This is a genomic window from Hymenobacter puniceus, assembly GCF_014333525.1.
Classification (GTDB): domain Bacteria; phylum Bacteroidota; class Bacteroidia; order Cytophagales; family Hymenobacteraceae; genus Hymenobacter.
Window position 1 is genome coordinate 12,620 of record NZ_JACSCX010000007.1, and the last position, 16,220, is coordinate 28,839.

Annotated in this window: 13 protein-coding genes and 1 riboswitch; of the genes, 3 read left to right on the top strand and 10 right to left on the bottom strand. The window is 61.9% G+C overall.

Features of this window, described 5'->3' with window-relative positions; all coding sequences use genetic code 11:
* The first annotated feature begins 295 nt into the window (after nucleotides 1-295).
* Both H8B14_RS17200 and H8B14_RS17205 read left to right on the top strand, forming a co-directional pair.
* Nucleotides 296-1,336 (top strand): RtcB family protein, encoded by a 1,041-nt coding sequence (locus tag H8B14_RS17200; RefSeq protein WP_187316905.1) that lies wholly within the window; start codon nucleotides 296-298, stop codon nucleotides 1,334-1,336.
* A gap of 301 nt (nucleotides 1,337-1,637) precedes the next feature.
* The gene (locus H8B14_RS17205; RefSeq protein WP_187316906.1) at nucleotides 1,638-2,864 is read left to right on the top strand and encodes a molybdopterin molybdotransferase MoeA; all 1,227 of its coding nucleotides are present in this window, start codon (nucleotides 1,638-1,640) and stop codon (nucleotides 2,862-2,864) included.
* A 20-nt stretch (nucleotides 2,865-2,884) separates the two neighbouring features.
* Here H8B14_RS17205 and H8B14_RS17210 read toward each other — a convergent pair whose 3' ends face one another.
* The 10 genes from H8B14_RS17210 to metH all read right to left on the bottom strand — a co-directional run bounded on the left by H8B14_RS17210 (nucleotide 2,885) and on the right by metH (nucleotide 14,637).
* Nucleotides 2,885-3,607, bottom strand: a complete 723-nt coding sequence (locus H8B14_RS17210) for a tetratricopeptide repeat protein (RefSeq protein ID WP_187316907.1) — start codon at nucleotides 3,605-3,607, stop codon at nucleotides 2,885-2,887.
* An 84-nt stretch (nucleotides 3,608-3,691) separates the two neighbouring features.
* Nucleotides 3,692-4,108: a putative signal transducing protein gene (locus H8B14_RS17215; protein WP_187316908.1), complete on the bottom strand. Its 417-nt coding sequence runs from the start codon at nucleotides 4,106-4,108 to the stop codon at nucleotides 3,692-3,694.
* Nucleotides 4,109-4,281: 173 nt separating this feature from the next.
* Entirely contained in the window at nucleotides 4,282-4,425 is a 144-nt protein-coding gene (locus tag H8B14_RS17220) for an MFS transporter small subunit (protein WP_187316909.1), read from the bottom strand.
* A gap of 35 nt (nucleotides 4,426-4,460) precedes the next feature.
* On the bottom strand, nucleotides 4,461-5,864 hold the full coding sequence (locus tag H8B14_RS17225) for an OFA family MFS transporter (protein WP_187316910.1): 1,404 nt from the start codon (nucleotides 5,862-5,864) through the stop codon (nucleotides 4,461-4,463).
* A gap of 201 nt (nucleotides 5,865-6,065) precedes the next feature.
* On the bottom strand, nucleotides 6,066-7,586 hold the full coding sequence (locus tag H8B14_RS17230) for an N-acetylmuramoyl-L-alanine amidase (protein ID WP_187316911.1): 1,521 nt from the start codon (nucleotides 7,584-7,586) through the stop codon (nucleotides 6,066-6,068).
* Nucleotides 7,587-7,670: 84 nt separating this feature from the next.
* A complete protein-coding gene (locus H8B14_RS17235) occupies nucleotides 7,671-8,219 on the bottom strand; it encodes a hypothetical protein (protein ID WP_187316912.1) in 549 nt (182 codons plus the stop codon).
* 185 nt (nucleotides 8,220-8,404) lie between these two features.
* Complete coding sequence (locus H8B14_RS17240) at nucleotides 8,405-8,992, bottom strand: energy transducer TonB (protein WP_187316913.1); 588 nt, start codon at nucleotides 8,990-8,992, stop codon at nucleotides 8,405-8,407.
* A 249-nt stretch (nucleotides 8,993-9,241) separates the two neighbouring features.
* Nucleotides 9,242-9,718 (bottom strand): tetratricopeptide repeat protein, encoded by a 477-nt coding sequence (locus H8B14_RS17245; protein ID WP_187316914.1) that lies wholly within the window; start codon nucleotides 9,716-9,718, stop codon nucleotides 9,242-9,244.
* A 94-nt stretch (nucleotides 9,719-9,812) separates the two neighbouring features.
* A complete protein-coding gene (gene metF / locus H8B14_RS17250) occupies nucleotides 9,813-10,769 on the bottom strand; it encodes a methylenetetrahydrofolate reductase [NAD(P)H] (protein WP_187316915.1) in 957 nt (318 codons plus the stop codon).
* A gap of 142 nt (nucleotides 10,770-10,911) precedes the next feature.
* The gene (gene metH / locus H8B14_RS17255) at nucleotides 10,912-14,637 is read right to left on the bottom strand and encodes a methionine synthase (protein WP_187316916.1); all 3,726 of its coding nucleotides are present in this window, start codon (nucleotides 14,635-14,637) and stop codon (nucleotides 10,912-10,914) included.
* A gap of 73 nt (nucleotides 14,638-14,710) precedes the next feature.
* Nucleotides 14,711-14,824, bottom strand: a riboswitch (SAM riboswitch).
* A 181-nt stretch (nucleotides 14,825-15,005) separates the two neighbouring features.
* Here metH and H8B14_RS17260 point away from each other — a divergent pair.
* On the top strand, nucleotides 15,006-16,151 hold the full coding sequence (locus tag H8B14_RS17260) for an OmpA family protein (protein ID WP_187316917.1): 1,146 nt from the start codon (nucleotides 15,006-15,008) through the stop codon (nucleotides 16,149-16,151).
* Nucleotides 16,152-16,220: the final 69 nt, after the last annotated feature.

Here is a 16,220-nt window from a genome sequence, read left to right on the forward strand (position 1 = left end):
AAGTGGAGAGTAAGGCCTGTACGAAGGTACCGCCCGGAAAGTAGCGCGAACTTTGCAGTTCGCGTCCCCGCGCCGTTCGGGCGGCTGTCGTTCCGGGGCGCGGACTACAAAGTTCGCGCTACTGCGCGCTGTTCCGGCAGTCGGTGCCGCGCTGGTTATCTAACCAGCGCGGCTACCGGATTAATTTTTTCAGCATCTTTGCAACGGTCTATGCTGAGACCCTGAAGATTGCGCGCCCACTATGCGGCTGCTCCCCGAGGCGCGCCCCGCTTATTCATTTCGTAAAGAAGACTCCGTGAAAACAGTCTATTTCACGGATTGTAGCGCCGTGGAGCAGAACGCGCTACAGTCCCTGCTCGCCTTCGAGCACCAACCCACCATCGGCCGGATTGCCGTATTCCCCGATATTCATTACTGCTCCGAGCGGTCCATCCCGGTAGGGGTGGCCTTCCAGACCACCGACGTTTTCTACCCGCTGGTGACTGGCAAGGACATGGGCTGTGGAGTGGCCTACCTGCGCATTCCCCGGGCGCAGGTGCTGCGCCCGTTCGATAAAGCCCGCCACTACCGGGCCCTGGAGCGGGAGGTGCACCGCATGACCGACGAGGGCTTGGGCGGCGGCAACCACTTCCTGTCGCTGGAAGAATCGGCCGAGTACCTGTACGTCATCGTGCACACCGGGAGCCGCAACCTAGGCGTGTACATGCACCAGGAAAACGTCCGGCTGCTTCAAGTGCACAACCCCGGTCAGGAATGGCTGCCGCTTGACGTGGCCACCCTGGCGTACCAGCAGGAGTACGAGCGGGTGCTCACGTACGCGGCCAGCCGGCGGCAGGAGTTTCTGGCCAAAACCTACGACTTCCTGCGCCGCAACCAGTACGTGACCGGGGGCACTCCCGTAGTGGCCGACAGCTGCCACAACCTGCTCGAATTTACACCCCAGGGCGTGATTCACCGCAAAGGCAGCACCCAACTGCCGGCCAGTGGCGAGGTGGTCATTCCGCTATCAATGAGCCGGGGCTCCCTCATCGTGCGGGTCAACCCCTGGCACGCTGCCGCCGAAGCCGCCCTCTGGAGCTGCGCCCACGGCGCGGGTCGGCAGTTGAGCCGCACCGATACGCTCAAATTCTGGCACTCGCTCAAAAAGGCAGAAAAGGACGCGTATCGGCAGCGCTTCCCAGAACTGCTCAACCGCCAGGGCGACTTCGACAGCAGCATACTGCAAGAGTTCGACTTCGCCTACAAAGACTCCGACGCGCTGCTGGCCACCCAGCCCCACCTCATCCGCTGCGACGAAACAACGCCCCTCGTAACCGTGAAATTCACCGGCGTGTAGCCAACCTGGTTGTAGCGTAAACTTTGCAGTTCGCGCCCCCGCGCCGTTCGGGCGGCTGTCTTTCGGGGGGGCGAACTACAAGGTCCGCGCTACAACCGGGTTGCCTGCACGAGGTTACCGGCGTATATATAGACGCGACCCTTCGCGTCTCGTCGTTGCTGATGTTGTTTAATCTGCGCAATACCGGCCGGCCAACGACGAGACGCGAAGGGTCGCGTCTCCACATCCGCCATTCCTAACAACCAGCCCATTTTCCCGTTGAGAAACGGCGCAAGCTACAGCTTGTTCTACCTTCGTGCCTATGATTTCCGTTGCTGAAGCCACCCGCCTCGTTGCCGCCACCATCCGCCCGCTGGGCGTGGAGCATCTTTCCCTGAGCCTCGCCGCCGGCCGCATGCTGCGCGAAGATTTGCGCGCCGACCGGGATTTTCCGCCCTTCAACCGGGTAGCTATGGATGGCATGGCCGTGCAGTTTGCAGCTTTAGCGGCGGGCCAGACGGAATTCCGCATCGACAGCACGCAGTTTGCCGGCCAGTTGCCACAGCCACTTTGCGAGGCCACGGCAGCTGTGGAAATCATGACCGGGGCCATGCTGCCGCCTGGCGTCGATACCGTGATTCGCTACGAGGACCTCACGTTCCGCACCGATGCGGCGGGACAGCGCTGGGCCACCGTGCAGACGCTGCCGCCCCGGGCCGGCCACAATGTGCACCCCCAGGCCGCCGACCGCCGCCAGGGTGACTTGCTGGTGCCCGCCGGTACGCGCCTGGAGCCGGCTGAAGTAGCAGTGGCCGCCACCGTGGGCGCGGCCACCGTAGCTGTATCGCGCCGCCCCCAGGTGGCCGTGGTGAGCACCGGCGACGAGTTGGTGCCCATCACTGAGCAGCCCCAGGCCCACCAGATCCGCCGCTCCAACGCCCTGATGCTACAAGCCGCCGCCGAAGCCGCCGGAGCCCGCACCGAAATCTTCCACTTCGATGACGACCCCGCCGCGCTGCGCCAGGGTTTGCCCGCGTTGCTGGCCGGATTCGATGCGGTGGTGCTCAGTGGGGGCGTGTCGATGGGCAAGGCCGATTTTCTGCCGGGAGTGCTGCGGGAGTTGGGCGTGGAGCAGGTGTTTCATGAGGTGAAGCAGCGGCCGGGCAAGCCGTTCTGGTTCGGGCAGCAGCCCGGCGGGGCGGTGGTGTTTGCGCTGCCCGGCAACCCGGTGTCCACGTTCGTGAACTTCTACCGCTATGCCCGGCCCTGGCTGCTGGCTGTGCAGCAGCCCGTCGGCACCTCGGCCGCCGGAGCCGGGCCCATGCCCGCCGTCCTCACCCACCCCATCGACTTCAAGCCGCCCATGACGCACTTTCTGCTGGTGAGCCTGGAGGCCGGCCCCGACGGCTGCCTGCTGGCCACCCCCGAGCGGGCCGGCGGCTCCGGCGACATGGCCAGCCTACTCACCTCCAGTGGCTTCCTGGAGCTACCGCCGGAACAGGAGCACTTCCCTGCGGGCACGGTGCTGCCAGTGTGGCGGTTTCGGTAGAGGACAGAATGGAGCATAAATCAGCGGCATACTTGCTTCTGAAACTCTGCCACCTGTGTCATGCCCAAATCCAGGCACCTCTGCAGGTCGGCGCAACAACCTACCAAATCCTGAAGCTGGTATTTGGCCGCTGCCCTATTCTCGTAGGCGGTAGCGTAATTGGGGTCCAGTTTGATGGCTTGATCATAGGCCTGAACTGCTTGTTCGAAATGGCCTTGCATTATGTGGGCCTTGCCAATCCCGTAGAAGCTTGTTTTGGCAGAAGGCGAAACCTGAACAGCCTGCTCAAATTCGGTTAGCGCTGCCGGATAATTGCGCTCCTGCAGGTAACTGTAACCAATATGTTCATAGGCCCGCACATCAGTCGAATCAGCCTGCTTCATCCTTCCGAAGTAGACCCGCGCCTTCGCAAACTGGCGCAGGCTATTGTGTATCACACCCAGATTCCATAGTGCATTGTAGTCCTCTGGCGTAAACTGCGCTGGATTGATGTCCAAAACCAACTGCGAATCCTTTCGGGACCCTTCATAATCCTGCTGCTGATATTTGGCTTTGCTTCGCAGCACCAACGCTCGTTCCTGCCGAGGCTGTTGCTTCAGCACAGCATCGAAATGCTGGATGGCGGCAGCAGTGTTTCCATCGTCTAGCGCCTTCTCACCCAAGGCGAAATCATCTGCAGTGCTTTGCGCCTGACAGGCTTGGGTCAGCAATAGAATACAGAACCAGAATAGCGTACGTTTCATGGCTCCAAAGATGCGAGGCTCGCGCAGGAAACGGATGCACGTTGGCGCAGTAATATTACTTCCAAGGAAGACCAGCTGACCTCTTCACCTCTCAAAATCCAGCCCGCAGTGAAAGCAGTGGCATTGGGGCTTCTCGGGGGCCAGCAACCACAGGCGCAGCTTCACGAACAGGCTATCGGAAGGCTCGGGCTGCTGGCGGCACACTACGTCGGGGTGGTGGCAGCGGGGACAGCGGCTGACGTTGCTGGCGTCGTCGTCGGAGTCAGCTAAGGCGTGCATGGTGGGGTGGCTGGCGTCCAGCAGTTCCTGCGCGGCGGCCAGATCGGGCTGGCGCACGTGCAGGCGCACGCCACCGGATATGGGACCGTAAGGGCGGTTTTCGTTGCTCAGGAAGCTCGGGATACCTGCAGCATCCAACTGGTTTTTAGCCAGATGTGCCGAAATGCTATTGGCGAAAGAGGCCAGGAGCACGATGGGCTGATCGGAGGGCTCGTCGAACATGCAGCGGGGCGTTTCTGGAGTATTGAGTATCCGGTATTAAGTACTGCGTATTCAGCTACAATCGACAGCAGAATAGCTCATCCTTAGTGCTCGATACTCAACACTCCGAAAAACAAAAGAAGCACCCCGCGGGGTGCTTCTTTTGTTTTTCGGCTACTTTATTTCGGGCGGTGCTACTTGAACAGAGCCAGGGCCTTAATGAAGGTCTGGGAAACGCCCCAGGCCAGCGGCACACCCACAAACAGCCAGGCAATAACCAGCGCACCAGTGGAGCTGGGCGTGGTATCGGCGGTGGAATTCTGCGTTCTTGGTTCCATATCGAATCAAATTCAGGAAGTGAGAGATGCAGCGGCTAGGCCACTGCTTTTTTGGCGGCATCCTTCTCGAAATACCGCTCCGCTACGGGCTTCACCAGGAGGTTGGCAATCAAACCAACTACCAGCAGCACCGCCATGGTGTAGAATACCGACTGATACGCCGCTGCACCCACCAGACCTTTATCTTTGGCGTTGCCATGCAGGTAGTTTACAATCACGGGGCCAAGTACGCCGGCTGTACTCCAGGCCGTGAGCAAGCGCCCGTGGATGGCGCCTACCTGCAGCTTGCCGAACAGGTCGGAGAGGTAGGCCGGAATGGTAGCGAAACCACCGCCATACATGGTCAGAATCACGCAGGATACCACCACAAATAGCGTGAGCTGAGCACCGGCGCCCAGCGTCGGAATCAGGGCATACAGCAGGATACCCAGGCCGAAGTAGATGGCGTAGGTGGTTTTGCGGCCCAGCTTATCGGAAGCCGACGACCAGAAGAACCGGCCCAGCAGGTTGAACAAGCTCAGCAGACCCACAAAGCCCGCCGCCGCCGCCGCCGTTACGCCGCGTCCGGCACCCATGGCACCATCAGAAAACGACTCCTGAATGAGTGGCGAAGCTGTTTCGAGCACGCCGATACCGGCCGTTACGTTCATGCACAGCACCACCCACAGCAGCCAGAACTGCGGCGTCTTGATGGCATTGTCAGCCGTAACGTTGCCGGTGGTGATGAGGGCGTTATTATCAGTTGAAGGCGTGTAGCCTGCGGGTTTCCAGTCGTCGGCGGGCACCCGGATACTCCAGACGCCAAACTGCATGAACAGCAAATAAATCAGACCCATGGCCAGGAACGTGGCGGCCACGCCCAGCGTGCCGGTTCCGGCTGCTTTAAAATGGTCCATGAGCATAACAGCCAGCGGCGACCCTATCATGGCGCCGCCACCAAAACCCATGATGGCCATACCCGTTGCCACGCCTTTGCGGTCCGGAAACCACTTGATGAGCGTGCTTACCGGCGAGATATAGCCAATGCCCAGTCCGATGCCGCCCACGAAACCGTAGCCGAAATACACCAGCCAGATATTGTGCAGATGTACGCCCAGCGCGGCAATAAAGAAGCCACCGCCAAAGCATAGCGCTGACGCCATCATGGCCTTGCGTGGGCCTACCCGTTCCAGCCACTTGCCAAAAATAGCGGCCGAAAGGCCCAGCAGCACAATAGCAATGGAGAAGATGACCCCCAGTTGCCCGGGCGTCCAGTCGGTGGGAGCTGGCGCGTCGGGGTTGCCACTGATAAGCGCGCCCAACGGCTTTTTGAATACGCTGAAGGCATAGGCTTGCCCAATGGCCAAGTGAACGGCCAGCGCGGCTGGCGGCACCAGCCAACGGTTGTAGCCGGGGCCAGCTACGGTGCGGCTACGGTCCAGTAAGGAATCTTCTGCCATGAGAGTTGATGGGTTTGGTGGTTTTGGTGGTGAGAGGAACAGAAATGCCAATAGCACGACCGAAGCCGTGGCTGATTTTTAGGAAGATATCGGCTTTGTACGCCGATTTCAGGCAAAAGCCGAACTATTTTTTGCTAAAAAGCTATAGGTCCGACCGTAACCGCAACGTCTTCCTTCTGACAGGGCCACACGATACCGCCGCTACTCTTGCTCGGCCGGCTGGTGGTGCAGCCAGCCGCGCAGCCCTTTGGCGCGCGACGCCTGCAGAAAATCATGTACTCCGTCGGCCATAGCCTGCGCCATTTGGCGCTGGGCGGCGGGGTCAGTCAGCACTTTTTCGTCTTCCGGGTTAGATAAAAAAGCTGTTTCTACCAGCGCGTTGGGATACTCAGTGGGGCCATTCAAGCCGAAATTGAAATTACCAACCAAGCCCCACCCCGGCAGGCCAGTCTGCTCCTGCATGCGCTGGTAGAGCGCCGCCGCCAGCGGCCGAAACGCCACGTAGCGGTAGAAGGCCGCCGTGCCCCGCGCCGCCGCACTCCCCGCCGAATTGACGTGGATGCTGACCAGTAGCGCGGGCCGGCGCTGGCGCAGCAGCAGTACCCTGTCGCCGTTGTCCACGGTCCGGTCGTCGGTGCGGGTCATGAGCACGCGGGCACCTCGGCGCTCCAACTCCTGGCGCAACTGCTGAGCAATGGCCAGGGTCAGATCTTTTTCGCGGATGCTGGCCGGAGTGGCCGCGCCAGTGTTGGTTCCGCCATGGCCGGCATCGATGGCTACAAGCAGCCCTTTAAGATGCAGTTTGGCGGGTGGGCGCGCCACCTGCACCACCAACGTGTTACGCACGTAACGCACATGGTAGCCCCAACTTTGGCGATGGCGCAGTGGCAGCACCATCCGGAATACATCGGGCTGCGGCTGCTCATAGTAGATGTCGCCCAGTTCTTGCAGGCCGGCGCGCTGCGTTATCCAGTTGGTGTTGGAAGTGGCCCCAAATACATCCACGACCAGCCGGGCAGGGTTTTGCAGCAGTTGCGTGCGGTATGGCAGGCGCTGGCTGAGCGGCAGGCGCACATAGTCGTAGAGTGAGTCGCCCTGCACGCTCCACGAGCCGGTGAGCGAAGCCGGCACGAAGCCGCCCAGCGGCAGCAGCCGCACCACTTCGGCGGGCACCCACGCCTGCTGCCCGGCGGCCAGCCGTACACGGTATTGGCCTGCAGCCTGCCCCACTACATGCAGTACCACCAGCGAATCGAGGTAGCCGAACTTAGCACCACCCAGCCGGTCTTCGCCCAAGCCGTAGTTCAGGTAAGCCAGCCCACCCCTGGTAACAGCCAACTGCGGCTGATTGGGGTTAAGGATGCGCACCGGCGCAATCGTAGCCAGCGAGTCGTGGCGCCCATCAGGCAGGCGCAGGTGCAGCCACAGCGGCCGGCCGTTGGGGCCGCCCAGCGTATCGGCAGCCGTGACGGTGTAGCTACCCTGGTAGATGCCGCGCTGCCCGCTGGCCTGCTCTGCTGGCAGCTCCGGTAGCGGCTGGCCGTTCAGGAACGTGGCTTGCCCTCCAGCCTCTCCTGTAAGGCGCACCTGTAGTTGGTCGCCGGGACTTAGCCATAGTATGCCACCGGGCACCGTTTCTGCTGTTTTTATCAAACGCTGGGCAGCCACCGGGCCGGCATTCCCTAGGAAGCACAGGACCAGCAGCCAGACAGTAGCATTCATTGCAGGCGCTCTTTGCATAAGACAACTCACATAAAAAGAGAGCTCCACCACCAGGCAGAGCTCTCCAATGCAGGGAAAACAGGGCTACTCCTCGCGCACGGCTTCGCGCAGGTCTTTCACGTCGCGGCTGGTTTCCATAGCCGTAAATTCGGTTTGCAGGGCCCGGATGTGCAGCTCGTCGCGGCCTTTTATATCAAGGCGGATCTTACGAAACTGGGCATTGAGGCGGCGGCTGATAAGCGTGGCATAGTCCCAGTCGCGCTGGGTCCAGGTGCTGCGGCGGGCCCGCACCTGCTGCATAAACTGCGTGAAGGCCGGCTCAATAGTGGCTGCAGTAAGTTGCTCGATATCGGCGTAAGTACCCAGCAGCTCGTTGGCGAAGGCACCGGCTGCCTGGTCGCTGACTGGTTGGCGCGTGCGGGCGCGCGATACCGAATCGAAGCGGGCGGCACGGCGGCCGACTACGCGCAACTTGGCAGCAGCGCGTTCGGCCAGCGTATCAAGGTTGCGGACTTCATCACGCACTACTTCCTGCCGCTCACGCGGGGTGGTGTCGCAGGACGTAAGCAATAAGGCAGCTCCGGTGGCTACGCCGGTGGCCGCCAGCAGACGGAAGGTGGAGGACAGGTTCATGCACGAAATGTACGTAACCTGCCGCCTTTGAGGTTAGGCAGTCTTTGAGGTGCCTGGGACGCGGCGAGCCGAATGTGCGGCAAGACGCCGCCGGGAGCAGCTCACCCAACCGGCAAGCCTGCTGCCTAACGCTGAGGTGAGCTACTCCGGCGCCGCGTTTTGCAAGGCGTGCTTTTCGCTCAGGCTCAGCGCTGCTGCAGTCGGAACGTGAATGGCAGCTCATACACAACCGGCACGGCACGGCCAGCTAGGCGAGCCGGAATCCACTGGGGCGGAATAGTGCGGCACAGGCGCAGGGCTTCTTCGTCGCAGCCGCCTCCAATGCCCATCATCACCTTGTGGCCGGAAGTGCGCCCCAGTGTATCGATAGCAAAAGACACCAGTACTTTGCCCTGAATATTTTTGTTCTGGGCCTGCATCGGATAATTGAGCTTGGCCATGTAGGCCGCCAGGGCCGCCTCGCCGCCCACAAACAGCGGTGGCTGCTGCACGCGGGTGCGGGTCCACTGGCCGGGGCTCACTTCGGCTTCGTACGGAATATCCTCGATAGGACGATAAAACAACAGCTTGTTGGCAGTGTGGTCGTAGCGCTGCACCAGCACCTGGCGGCCGTCGCGGGTCAAGCTGAAGTATTCCCAGACGCCTACTTTGCGGCCTTTGTCCATCTCGCCACTTTCCAGCTCGCTTTTTCGGAGGCGTTGCGCCGAAGCACCGGGACATAGCAATAGCAGCAACAGGGCGCAAAGCGCCGCTAAGGAGTAAAGTTGTTTCATACGGGTGGGAAGAGGAAGTCGCGGCGAGCCCCGGGGGGAATGGAGCAGAACGCCGCTAGAGCAAAAATTTAGTGGTAAAGTTCAATACTTCATCTACCTCCTCTTCTTCGCGCAGCACTTCGTTTTAGTGCGCACAGGCCCCGGAATAGCCTGATTAGCCTTCAAAACCGATTATCTGCCAGGCAAAGGCAAGAAGTTAGATTCCGGAAATATACAAGTGTTATAGCAGATACACAAGATGTTGCATACTCAGTTTTCCAAGCCGTCCAGTTGGTCGCGCAGGTCGCGAATCTGGCCCTGCAGGCCCGGATGGTGCGGGCATACTTTCTCTAGCCGCCGCAGCAGCCGCAACGCGCCGGCTGTGTCGCCGAGCATGCGGTGCATGGTGGCCCAGCCGGCCAACGCGCCGAAATGACGCGGCTCCAGCCGAAGTGTTTCCTGCACGTCGTGGATGGAGGCCCGATATTCACCGCGCAGATAATAGGCTGTGGCACGCTTATTCCAGCCTTCGGCGTACGTGGGCCGCTCGTGCACCAGCACATCGAACTCGGCAATGGCACGCGTATAGTCGCCGGCCGCCATAGCCCGCATGCCTACCTCTAGGTGCTTGTCGAGCCGGTGGTCGTGGGTGGTGAGCCATTGCTGCCAGATGCCGTTTTGCAGCGCTTCTATCTCCGTGGGCGCCGTGGCCTCACGTAGCCGCGCAAACAGGTCGTCAAGGTTCATAGGCGTTATTCGTTGCTTGTTTTTCGTGGTTTGTGATGGTCGTGTAGCACGCTGCCGTTTACGAACAACAAAAAACAAACAACGAAAAACCCGCCTAAAACAACGCCGACGCCACCCGGCGGATGCTCTCCGACTTACCCATGCTGTAGTAGTGCAGGCAGGGCACACCGTGGGCCATCAGCTCCTGGCTCTGGTTGATGCACCATTCAATCCCGATTTCGCGGGCCGCTGCGTTGTCGGGGGCTAAGTGCACGGCGTCGGCCAGTTCCTCCGGGATATTGAGGTAGAAAGCCCGGGGCAGCATCGTGAGCTGGCTTTTGGTAGTCAGCGGCTTAAGGCCCGGAATGATGGGCACCGTGATACCAGCCTCACGGCAGCGCTTTTCGAAGCTGAAAAACTGCTCGTTGTCGAAGAACATCTGCGTTACGATGTAGTCGGCGCCACGGTCTACTTTGTGCTTGAGGTAGCGTAAATCGGCCCCGTAGTTCGGCGACTCGAAGTGCTTCTCGGGGTAGCCGGCCGTCCCAATGCAGAAGTCAGTGGCCCAGGTATCATCTTGTTTTTCATCCAGATAGCCACCCTTGTTGAGGTCCGACACTTGCCCGATCAGGTCGCAGGCGTAGGCGTGGCCGTCGGGGTCGGGCTTGAAGCTGCCTTCGGATTTGATCGGGTCGCCGCGCAGGGCCAGCACGTTGTCGATGCCCAGGAAGTGCAGGTCGATGAGGGCATTTTCGGTTTCCTCCTTCGAGAAGCCGCCGCAGATCAGGTGGGGCACAGTGTCCACGTCGAAGCGGTTTTTGATGGCCGCGCAGATGCCCACGGTACCGGGCCGCTTGCGCACGGTTTTCTTTTCCAGCAGGCCGTTGGGATGCTGGCGATACACGTACTCCTCGCGGTGGTAGGTTACATCAATAAACGGCGGCTTGAACTCCATCAGCGGCTCGATGTTGGAGAACAGGTTCTGGATATTCTCGCCCTTTTTGGGTGGTAGCACCTCAAAGGAAAACAGCGTTTTGCCGTTGGCGCGGGTCAGGTGTTCGGTTACTTTCATCAGAAGCGCCAACTGGCAGATGGCGAGGCGTTGGATGTAGCGCGAAGCTTTTGCTTCGCGTTTCGTTGATAAGAACGGATGCCGTGGCCGCGTGACAACACTATCAGCAACGGTACGCGAAGCAAAGGCTTCGCGCTACTGGCTACCCTGCCGTTACGGCCACCGCAGCCGGCTCGTAGTTCAGGTTCGGCATCAGCCAGCGCTCCAGCTCCGGCAGAGGCATGTGTTTGCGCTGGGCCATGTCGGCTACCTGGTCCTGGCCGATGCGGCCGAGACCGAAGTAGCGGCTGTCGGGGTGGGCGTAGTAGAGGCCGCTCACGGAAGAGGCGGGGTACATGGCAAGGTTTTCGGTGAGGCGGATGCCGGTGGCGGTTTCGGCGTCGAGCAGGTTGAACAGGGTGATTTTCTCGGTGTGGTCGGGGCAGCCGGGGTAGCCGGGGGCGGGGCGCACGCCTTTGTACTTCTCCTGAATCAGATCCTCATTCGACAGGTTTTCGGCCGGGTCGTAGCCCCAGAATTCCTCCCGCACGCGCTGGTGCAGGCGCTCGGCAAAGGCCTCGGCGAGGCGGTCGGCCAAAGCCTTCATCAGGATGCTGCTGTAGTCGTCGTGCTCGGCCTCGAACCGCTCCAGGTGCTTTTCAATGCCGATACCGGCCGTGACGGCAAAGCCGCCGATGTAGTCCTGGCGGCCGGTTTCCAGCGGGGCCACGAAGTCGGAGAAGGCCAGATTGGGCACGCCTTCGGCCTTTTCGCTCTGCTGGCGCAGGGTGAAAAACTCGGTGGCTACTGCCTGACGGGTATCGTCGGTGAACACCTGCACCGTGTCGTGGCCGACGGTGTTGGCGGGCCAGAAACCGATGACGGCGCGGGCCGTGAGCAGCTTCTCGTCGATGATCTGGCGCAGCATTTTCTGGGCGTCGTTGAAGAGCTGAGTGGCGGCCTCGCCCACGTTCGGGTCTTCCAGAATGCGCGGGTAGCGGCCCTTCAGCTCCCAGGTCTGGAAGAACGGCGTCCAGTCGATGTACTCGGCCAGCTCGGCCAAGTCATAGTCTTCCAGGGCTTTGGTACCGAGGAAGGTCGGCTTCACGATGGGCGTAGTTTTCCAGTCGGCCTTGAACCCGTTTTCGCGGGCGGCCTCAATGGTCAGGTAGTTTTTCTCGCGCTGGCGGCCGGCGTAGTCCTCGCGCAGCTGGCGGTACTCCTCGCGCACGGTGCGGGCGTACTCCGCGTCGGCCGAGCCGAGCAGGGCGGCGGCCACGCCCACCGAGCGGGAGGCGTCGTTGACGTGCACGATGGGGCCGCTGTAGTTAGGCGCGATTTTCACGGCGGCGTGCAGGCGGGACGTGGTGGCACCGCCGATGAGCAGCGGGGTTTTCAGGCCGCGCTTTTCCATCTCCTGGGCCACGTACACCATCTCATCCAGGCTCGGCGTAATCAGGCCGCTGAGGCCGATAACGTCCACCTGCTGCTTCTGGGCTTCGTCGAGGATGCGCTCCAGCGGCACCATCACGCCCAGGTCCACGATGTCGAAGTTGTTGCAGGCCAGCACCACGCCCACGATGTTCTTGCCGATGTCGTGCACGTCGCCTTTCACCGTGGCCAGCAGAATTTTGCCGGCCGTCTGCCGGTCGCCGCTCTGCTTATCGGCCAGCAGGTAGGGCTCCAGGTAGGCCACCGCCTTCTTCATCACCCGGGCCGATTTCACCACCTGGGGCAGGAACATCTTGCCGGCCCCGAACAGGTCGCCCACCACGTTCATGCCGGCCATCAGCGGGCCTTCAATCACCTCCAGCGGCCGGTTTACCAGCTGCCGCACTTCCTCAGTGTCCTGGTCGATGAACTCGGTAATGCCTTTCACTAAGGCGTGCTGCAAACGTTCCTTCACCGGCAGACTGCGCCAGGCATCGGCCACCACTTCCACTTTGTCCTTCTGCTTCACCGTGTCGGCGAAATCCACGAGGCGCTCGGTGGCGTCGGGGCGGCGGTTGAGCAGCACGTCTTCCACCAGCTCCAGCAAATCCTGGGGCACCTCGTCGTACACGGCCAGCTGGCTGGGGTTCACGATGCCCATGTCCAGACCGGCACGGATGGCGTGGTAGAGGAAGGCCGAGTGCATGGCCTCGCGCACCACATCGTTGCCGCGGAAGGAGAAGCTGATGTTGCTGACGCCGCCGCTGGTGAGGGCCCCGGGCAGGTTGGCTTTGATCCAGCGGACGGCCTCGATGAAGTCCAGCGCGTAGTTGCGGTGTTCCTCCATGCCGGTGCCCACCGTCAGGATGTTGGGGTCGAAGATGATGTCCTCGGCCGGGAACCCGACTTCGTTCACCAGGATGTCGTAGCTGCGGCGGCAGATTTCGATGCGCTTCTCGTAGTTGTCGGCCTGGCCGTTTTCGTCGAAGGCCATGACCACCACGGCCGCGCCGTACTGGCGCACGGTGCGGGCCCGCTGCCGGAACACGTCCTCGCCTTCTTTCAGGGAAATGGAGTTGACGATGCTCTTGCCCTGCACGCACTTCAGGCCGGCTTCCAGCACGCTCCACTTCGAGGAGTCAATCATGACGGGCACCCGCGAAATCTCGGGCTCCGAGGCAATCAGGTTCAGGAACGTGGTCATGGCCTGCTCCGAGTCGAGCATGCCTTCGTCCATGTTCACGTCGATGACCTGGGCGCCGCCTTCCACCTGGTCGCGGGCCACCTGTAAGGCCTGCTCGTAGTTACCGGTCCGGATGAGGCGGGCAAAAGCGCGGCTGCCGGTGACGTTGCACCGCTCGCCCACGTTCACGAACAGGCTGTCGGGGTACACCCCGAACGGTTCCAGACCGCTCAGGCGGGTGGCTTTGGGTACCTCGGGCAGGGTGCGCGGTGCGTACTTTTCGGCCAGGCGGGCCAGCTCGCCGATGTGCTGAGGCGTGGTGCCGCAACAGCCGCCCACCACCGTCACGAGGCCGTCGGCCAGGTAGCCTTCCACCACGCCCGCAAATTCCTGCGCCGACTCATCATAACCACCGAAGGCGTTGGGCAAACCGGCGTTGGGGTAGGCCGAAATGTGTACGTCGGCAATGCGGCTCAATTCCTTGATGTACACCTTGAGTTGGTCGGCCCCGAGGGCGCAGTTCAGGCCCACGCTCAGCAGCGGCAAATGGCGGATGGAGTTCCAGAAGGCCTCCACCGTCTGCCCGCTCAGGGTGCGGCCCGAGGCGTCGGTAATCGTGCCCGAAATCATGACGGGCACCACTTTGCCGCCTTCATCGAAGAACTTCTGCACCGCGTAGAGGGCGGCTTTGGCATTAAGTGTATCGAAGATGGTTTCGATGAGCAGCGCGTCGGAGCCGCCGTCCACGAGGCCGCGCACCTGCTCCAGGTAGGCGGTGGCCAGTTCATCGAAGGTTACGGCCCGGAAGCCGGGGCGGTTCACGTCGGGCGAGAGGCTGGCAGTGCGGTTGGTGGGCCCCACGGCCCCGGCCACGAAGCGCGGCTTGTCGGGCGTCAGGGCCGTAAAGGCGTCGGCTGACTCCCGCGCCAGTCGCGCCGACTCGTAGTTCAGCTCATATACAATGTGCTCCAGCGCGTAGTCGGCCTGGGCGATGGTGGTGCCACTGAAGGTGTTGGTTTCCACCATGTCGGCCCCGGCGGCGAAGTACTCGTCGTGAATGCCCCGGATGATGTCGGGGCGGGTGAGGCTGAGCAGGTCGTTGTTGCCGCGCAGGGGCTTGGGGTGGTCGGCGAAGCGCGTGCCGCGGAAATCCTCCTCCGTGAGCGTGTGGCGCTGGATCATGGTGCCCATGGCGCCGTCGAGAATCAGCACGCGCTGACGCAGGATATCGTGGAGGGGGGACGTGGTGGCGGAGGCGGTGAGGACGGTCGGCATATCGGCTCTTCTAAGGAAAATCAGCAGCAAAAAGTGCCTATCCAGAAAGAGCCGGGCGCGAAGGCCGGTTCCGTACTTATCTTCTTCCAGCGCCCGCAAAGGCCCTGAAAAGGGAGTTAGCACCTTGTTTTATTTCAGGTTGCTAAGACGTCATCGGGCCCAATCCCTCGGTCTTTCTGGATAAGTAACACGGCGAAGATACAACCGGAATTGCCGAAATTCAATTCCCGGGACTCAGTGGTTGGCGGCGGCAGCTTCTTGTAGCTAACCGCAGACCAGGGCGGACTGTTGGCCGCCAAGGCCATACTAAGCCACTTTTTTCCGGCGTTGGTTTGCTGTTATTTGTTTCTCTCCTACTCTGCTGGCTTATGCATCCCCGTCTTTGGCTGCTCTTGTTGATGCTGACTATCAGCCGGCTGGGCTGGAGCCAGCCCATGCCCGCCACCGCCGGCACCGGCCTGCAAGGCGCCTACTACAACGGCCGCAACTTCGGAAACCTCGCCTTCACCCGCCTCGACCAGACCATCGACTTCAACTGGACGCTGGAACGCAACCGCGCCGGGCAGGTGACCGGGCATTTTGTGCCGCCGGGCGAAGGGCTGGCGGGCGAGGAATTTTCGGTGCGCTGGACGGGTCACCTCTATGCGCCGGTGTCGGGGCTGTACACGTTTCAGGTTTCCACCGACGACGGGATGCGGGTGTGGGTGGGCGGCAAACGCATCATCAACTCCTGGCGCAACCAGCCCGTGACGACCGTAACGGCGCAGCTGCAGCTGGAAGGCGGCCGCTACTACCCGCTGCGCGTGGAGTACTACCAGGCGGGGTTCGATACGCGCGCTTTGCTGGCTTGGCAGCTGCCCAACTCGACTATTGAGCCCGAAGCCATTCCGGCCCGCTACCTCTATTCCGCTTTGCCGGCCTCAGCCAGGCCAGTGCCGGTGGCAGCCACGCCGCCATCGGCGCCACCCGCCCGCCCGCAAACAGCTGGCCTGCCACCGGGCGTAACTAGCACGCCCGTCAAATCGGCTCTGGTGATTGGGCGGCGGCCGACCTCTGCCGTTACGCCGCGCACCGCCAAACCCGCGCAACGCCCCCGGCCTACGCCGGCCCCAACTCCGCAGCCACGGCCCGCACCACCCGACTCGGTGCTGCCCGATCTGGCCAGCTTGAGCCGGGGGGCAGCCATAACGCTGCCCAGCCTGTACTTCACCCAGAGCACGGCCGCGCTGCTGCCCACTTCCCGACCCACGCTCAACGCCCTGGCCCGCCGCCTGCGCGAGCAGCCCAGTTTACGCCTGGAAATAGCCGGCCACACCGACAACATCGGCGACGCCCAAATGAATTTGCTCCTCTCCGAGCAGCGGGCCCGCGTGGTGCGGCAGTATCTGGTGCAGCAGGGCATCGACTCGGTGCGGCTGGCGGCGCGGGGCTACGGCGGCACGCGCCCCATTGCCGACAACCGCGACCCGCGGCAACGCCCCCGCAACCGCCGCGTGGAGGTGGTCGTGCAGTAAAGAACCTTGGCCTAACAATTTGACAACCTGATTACAATGCGTCTCTGTATAAGGAATAGGGAACGTAGG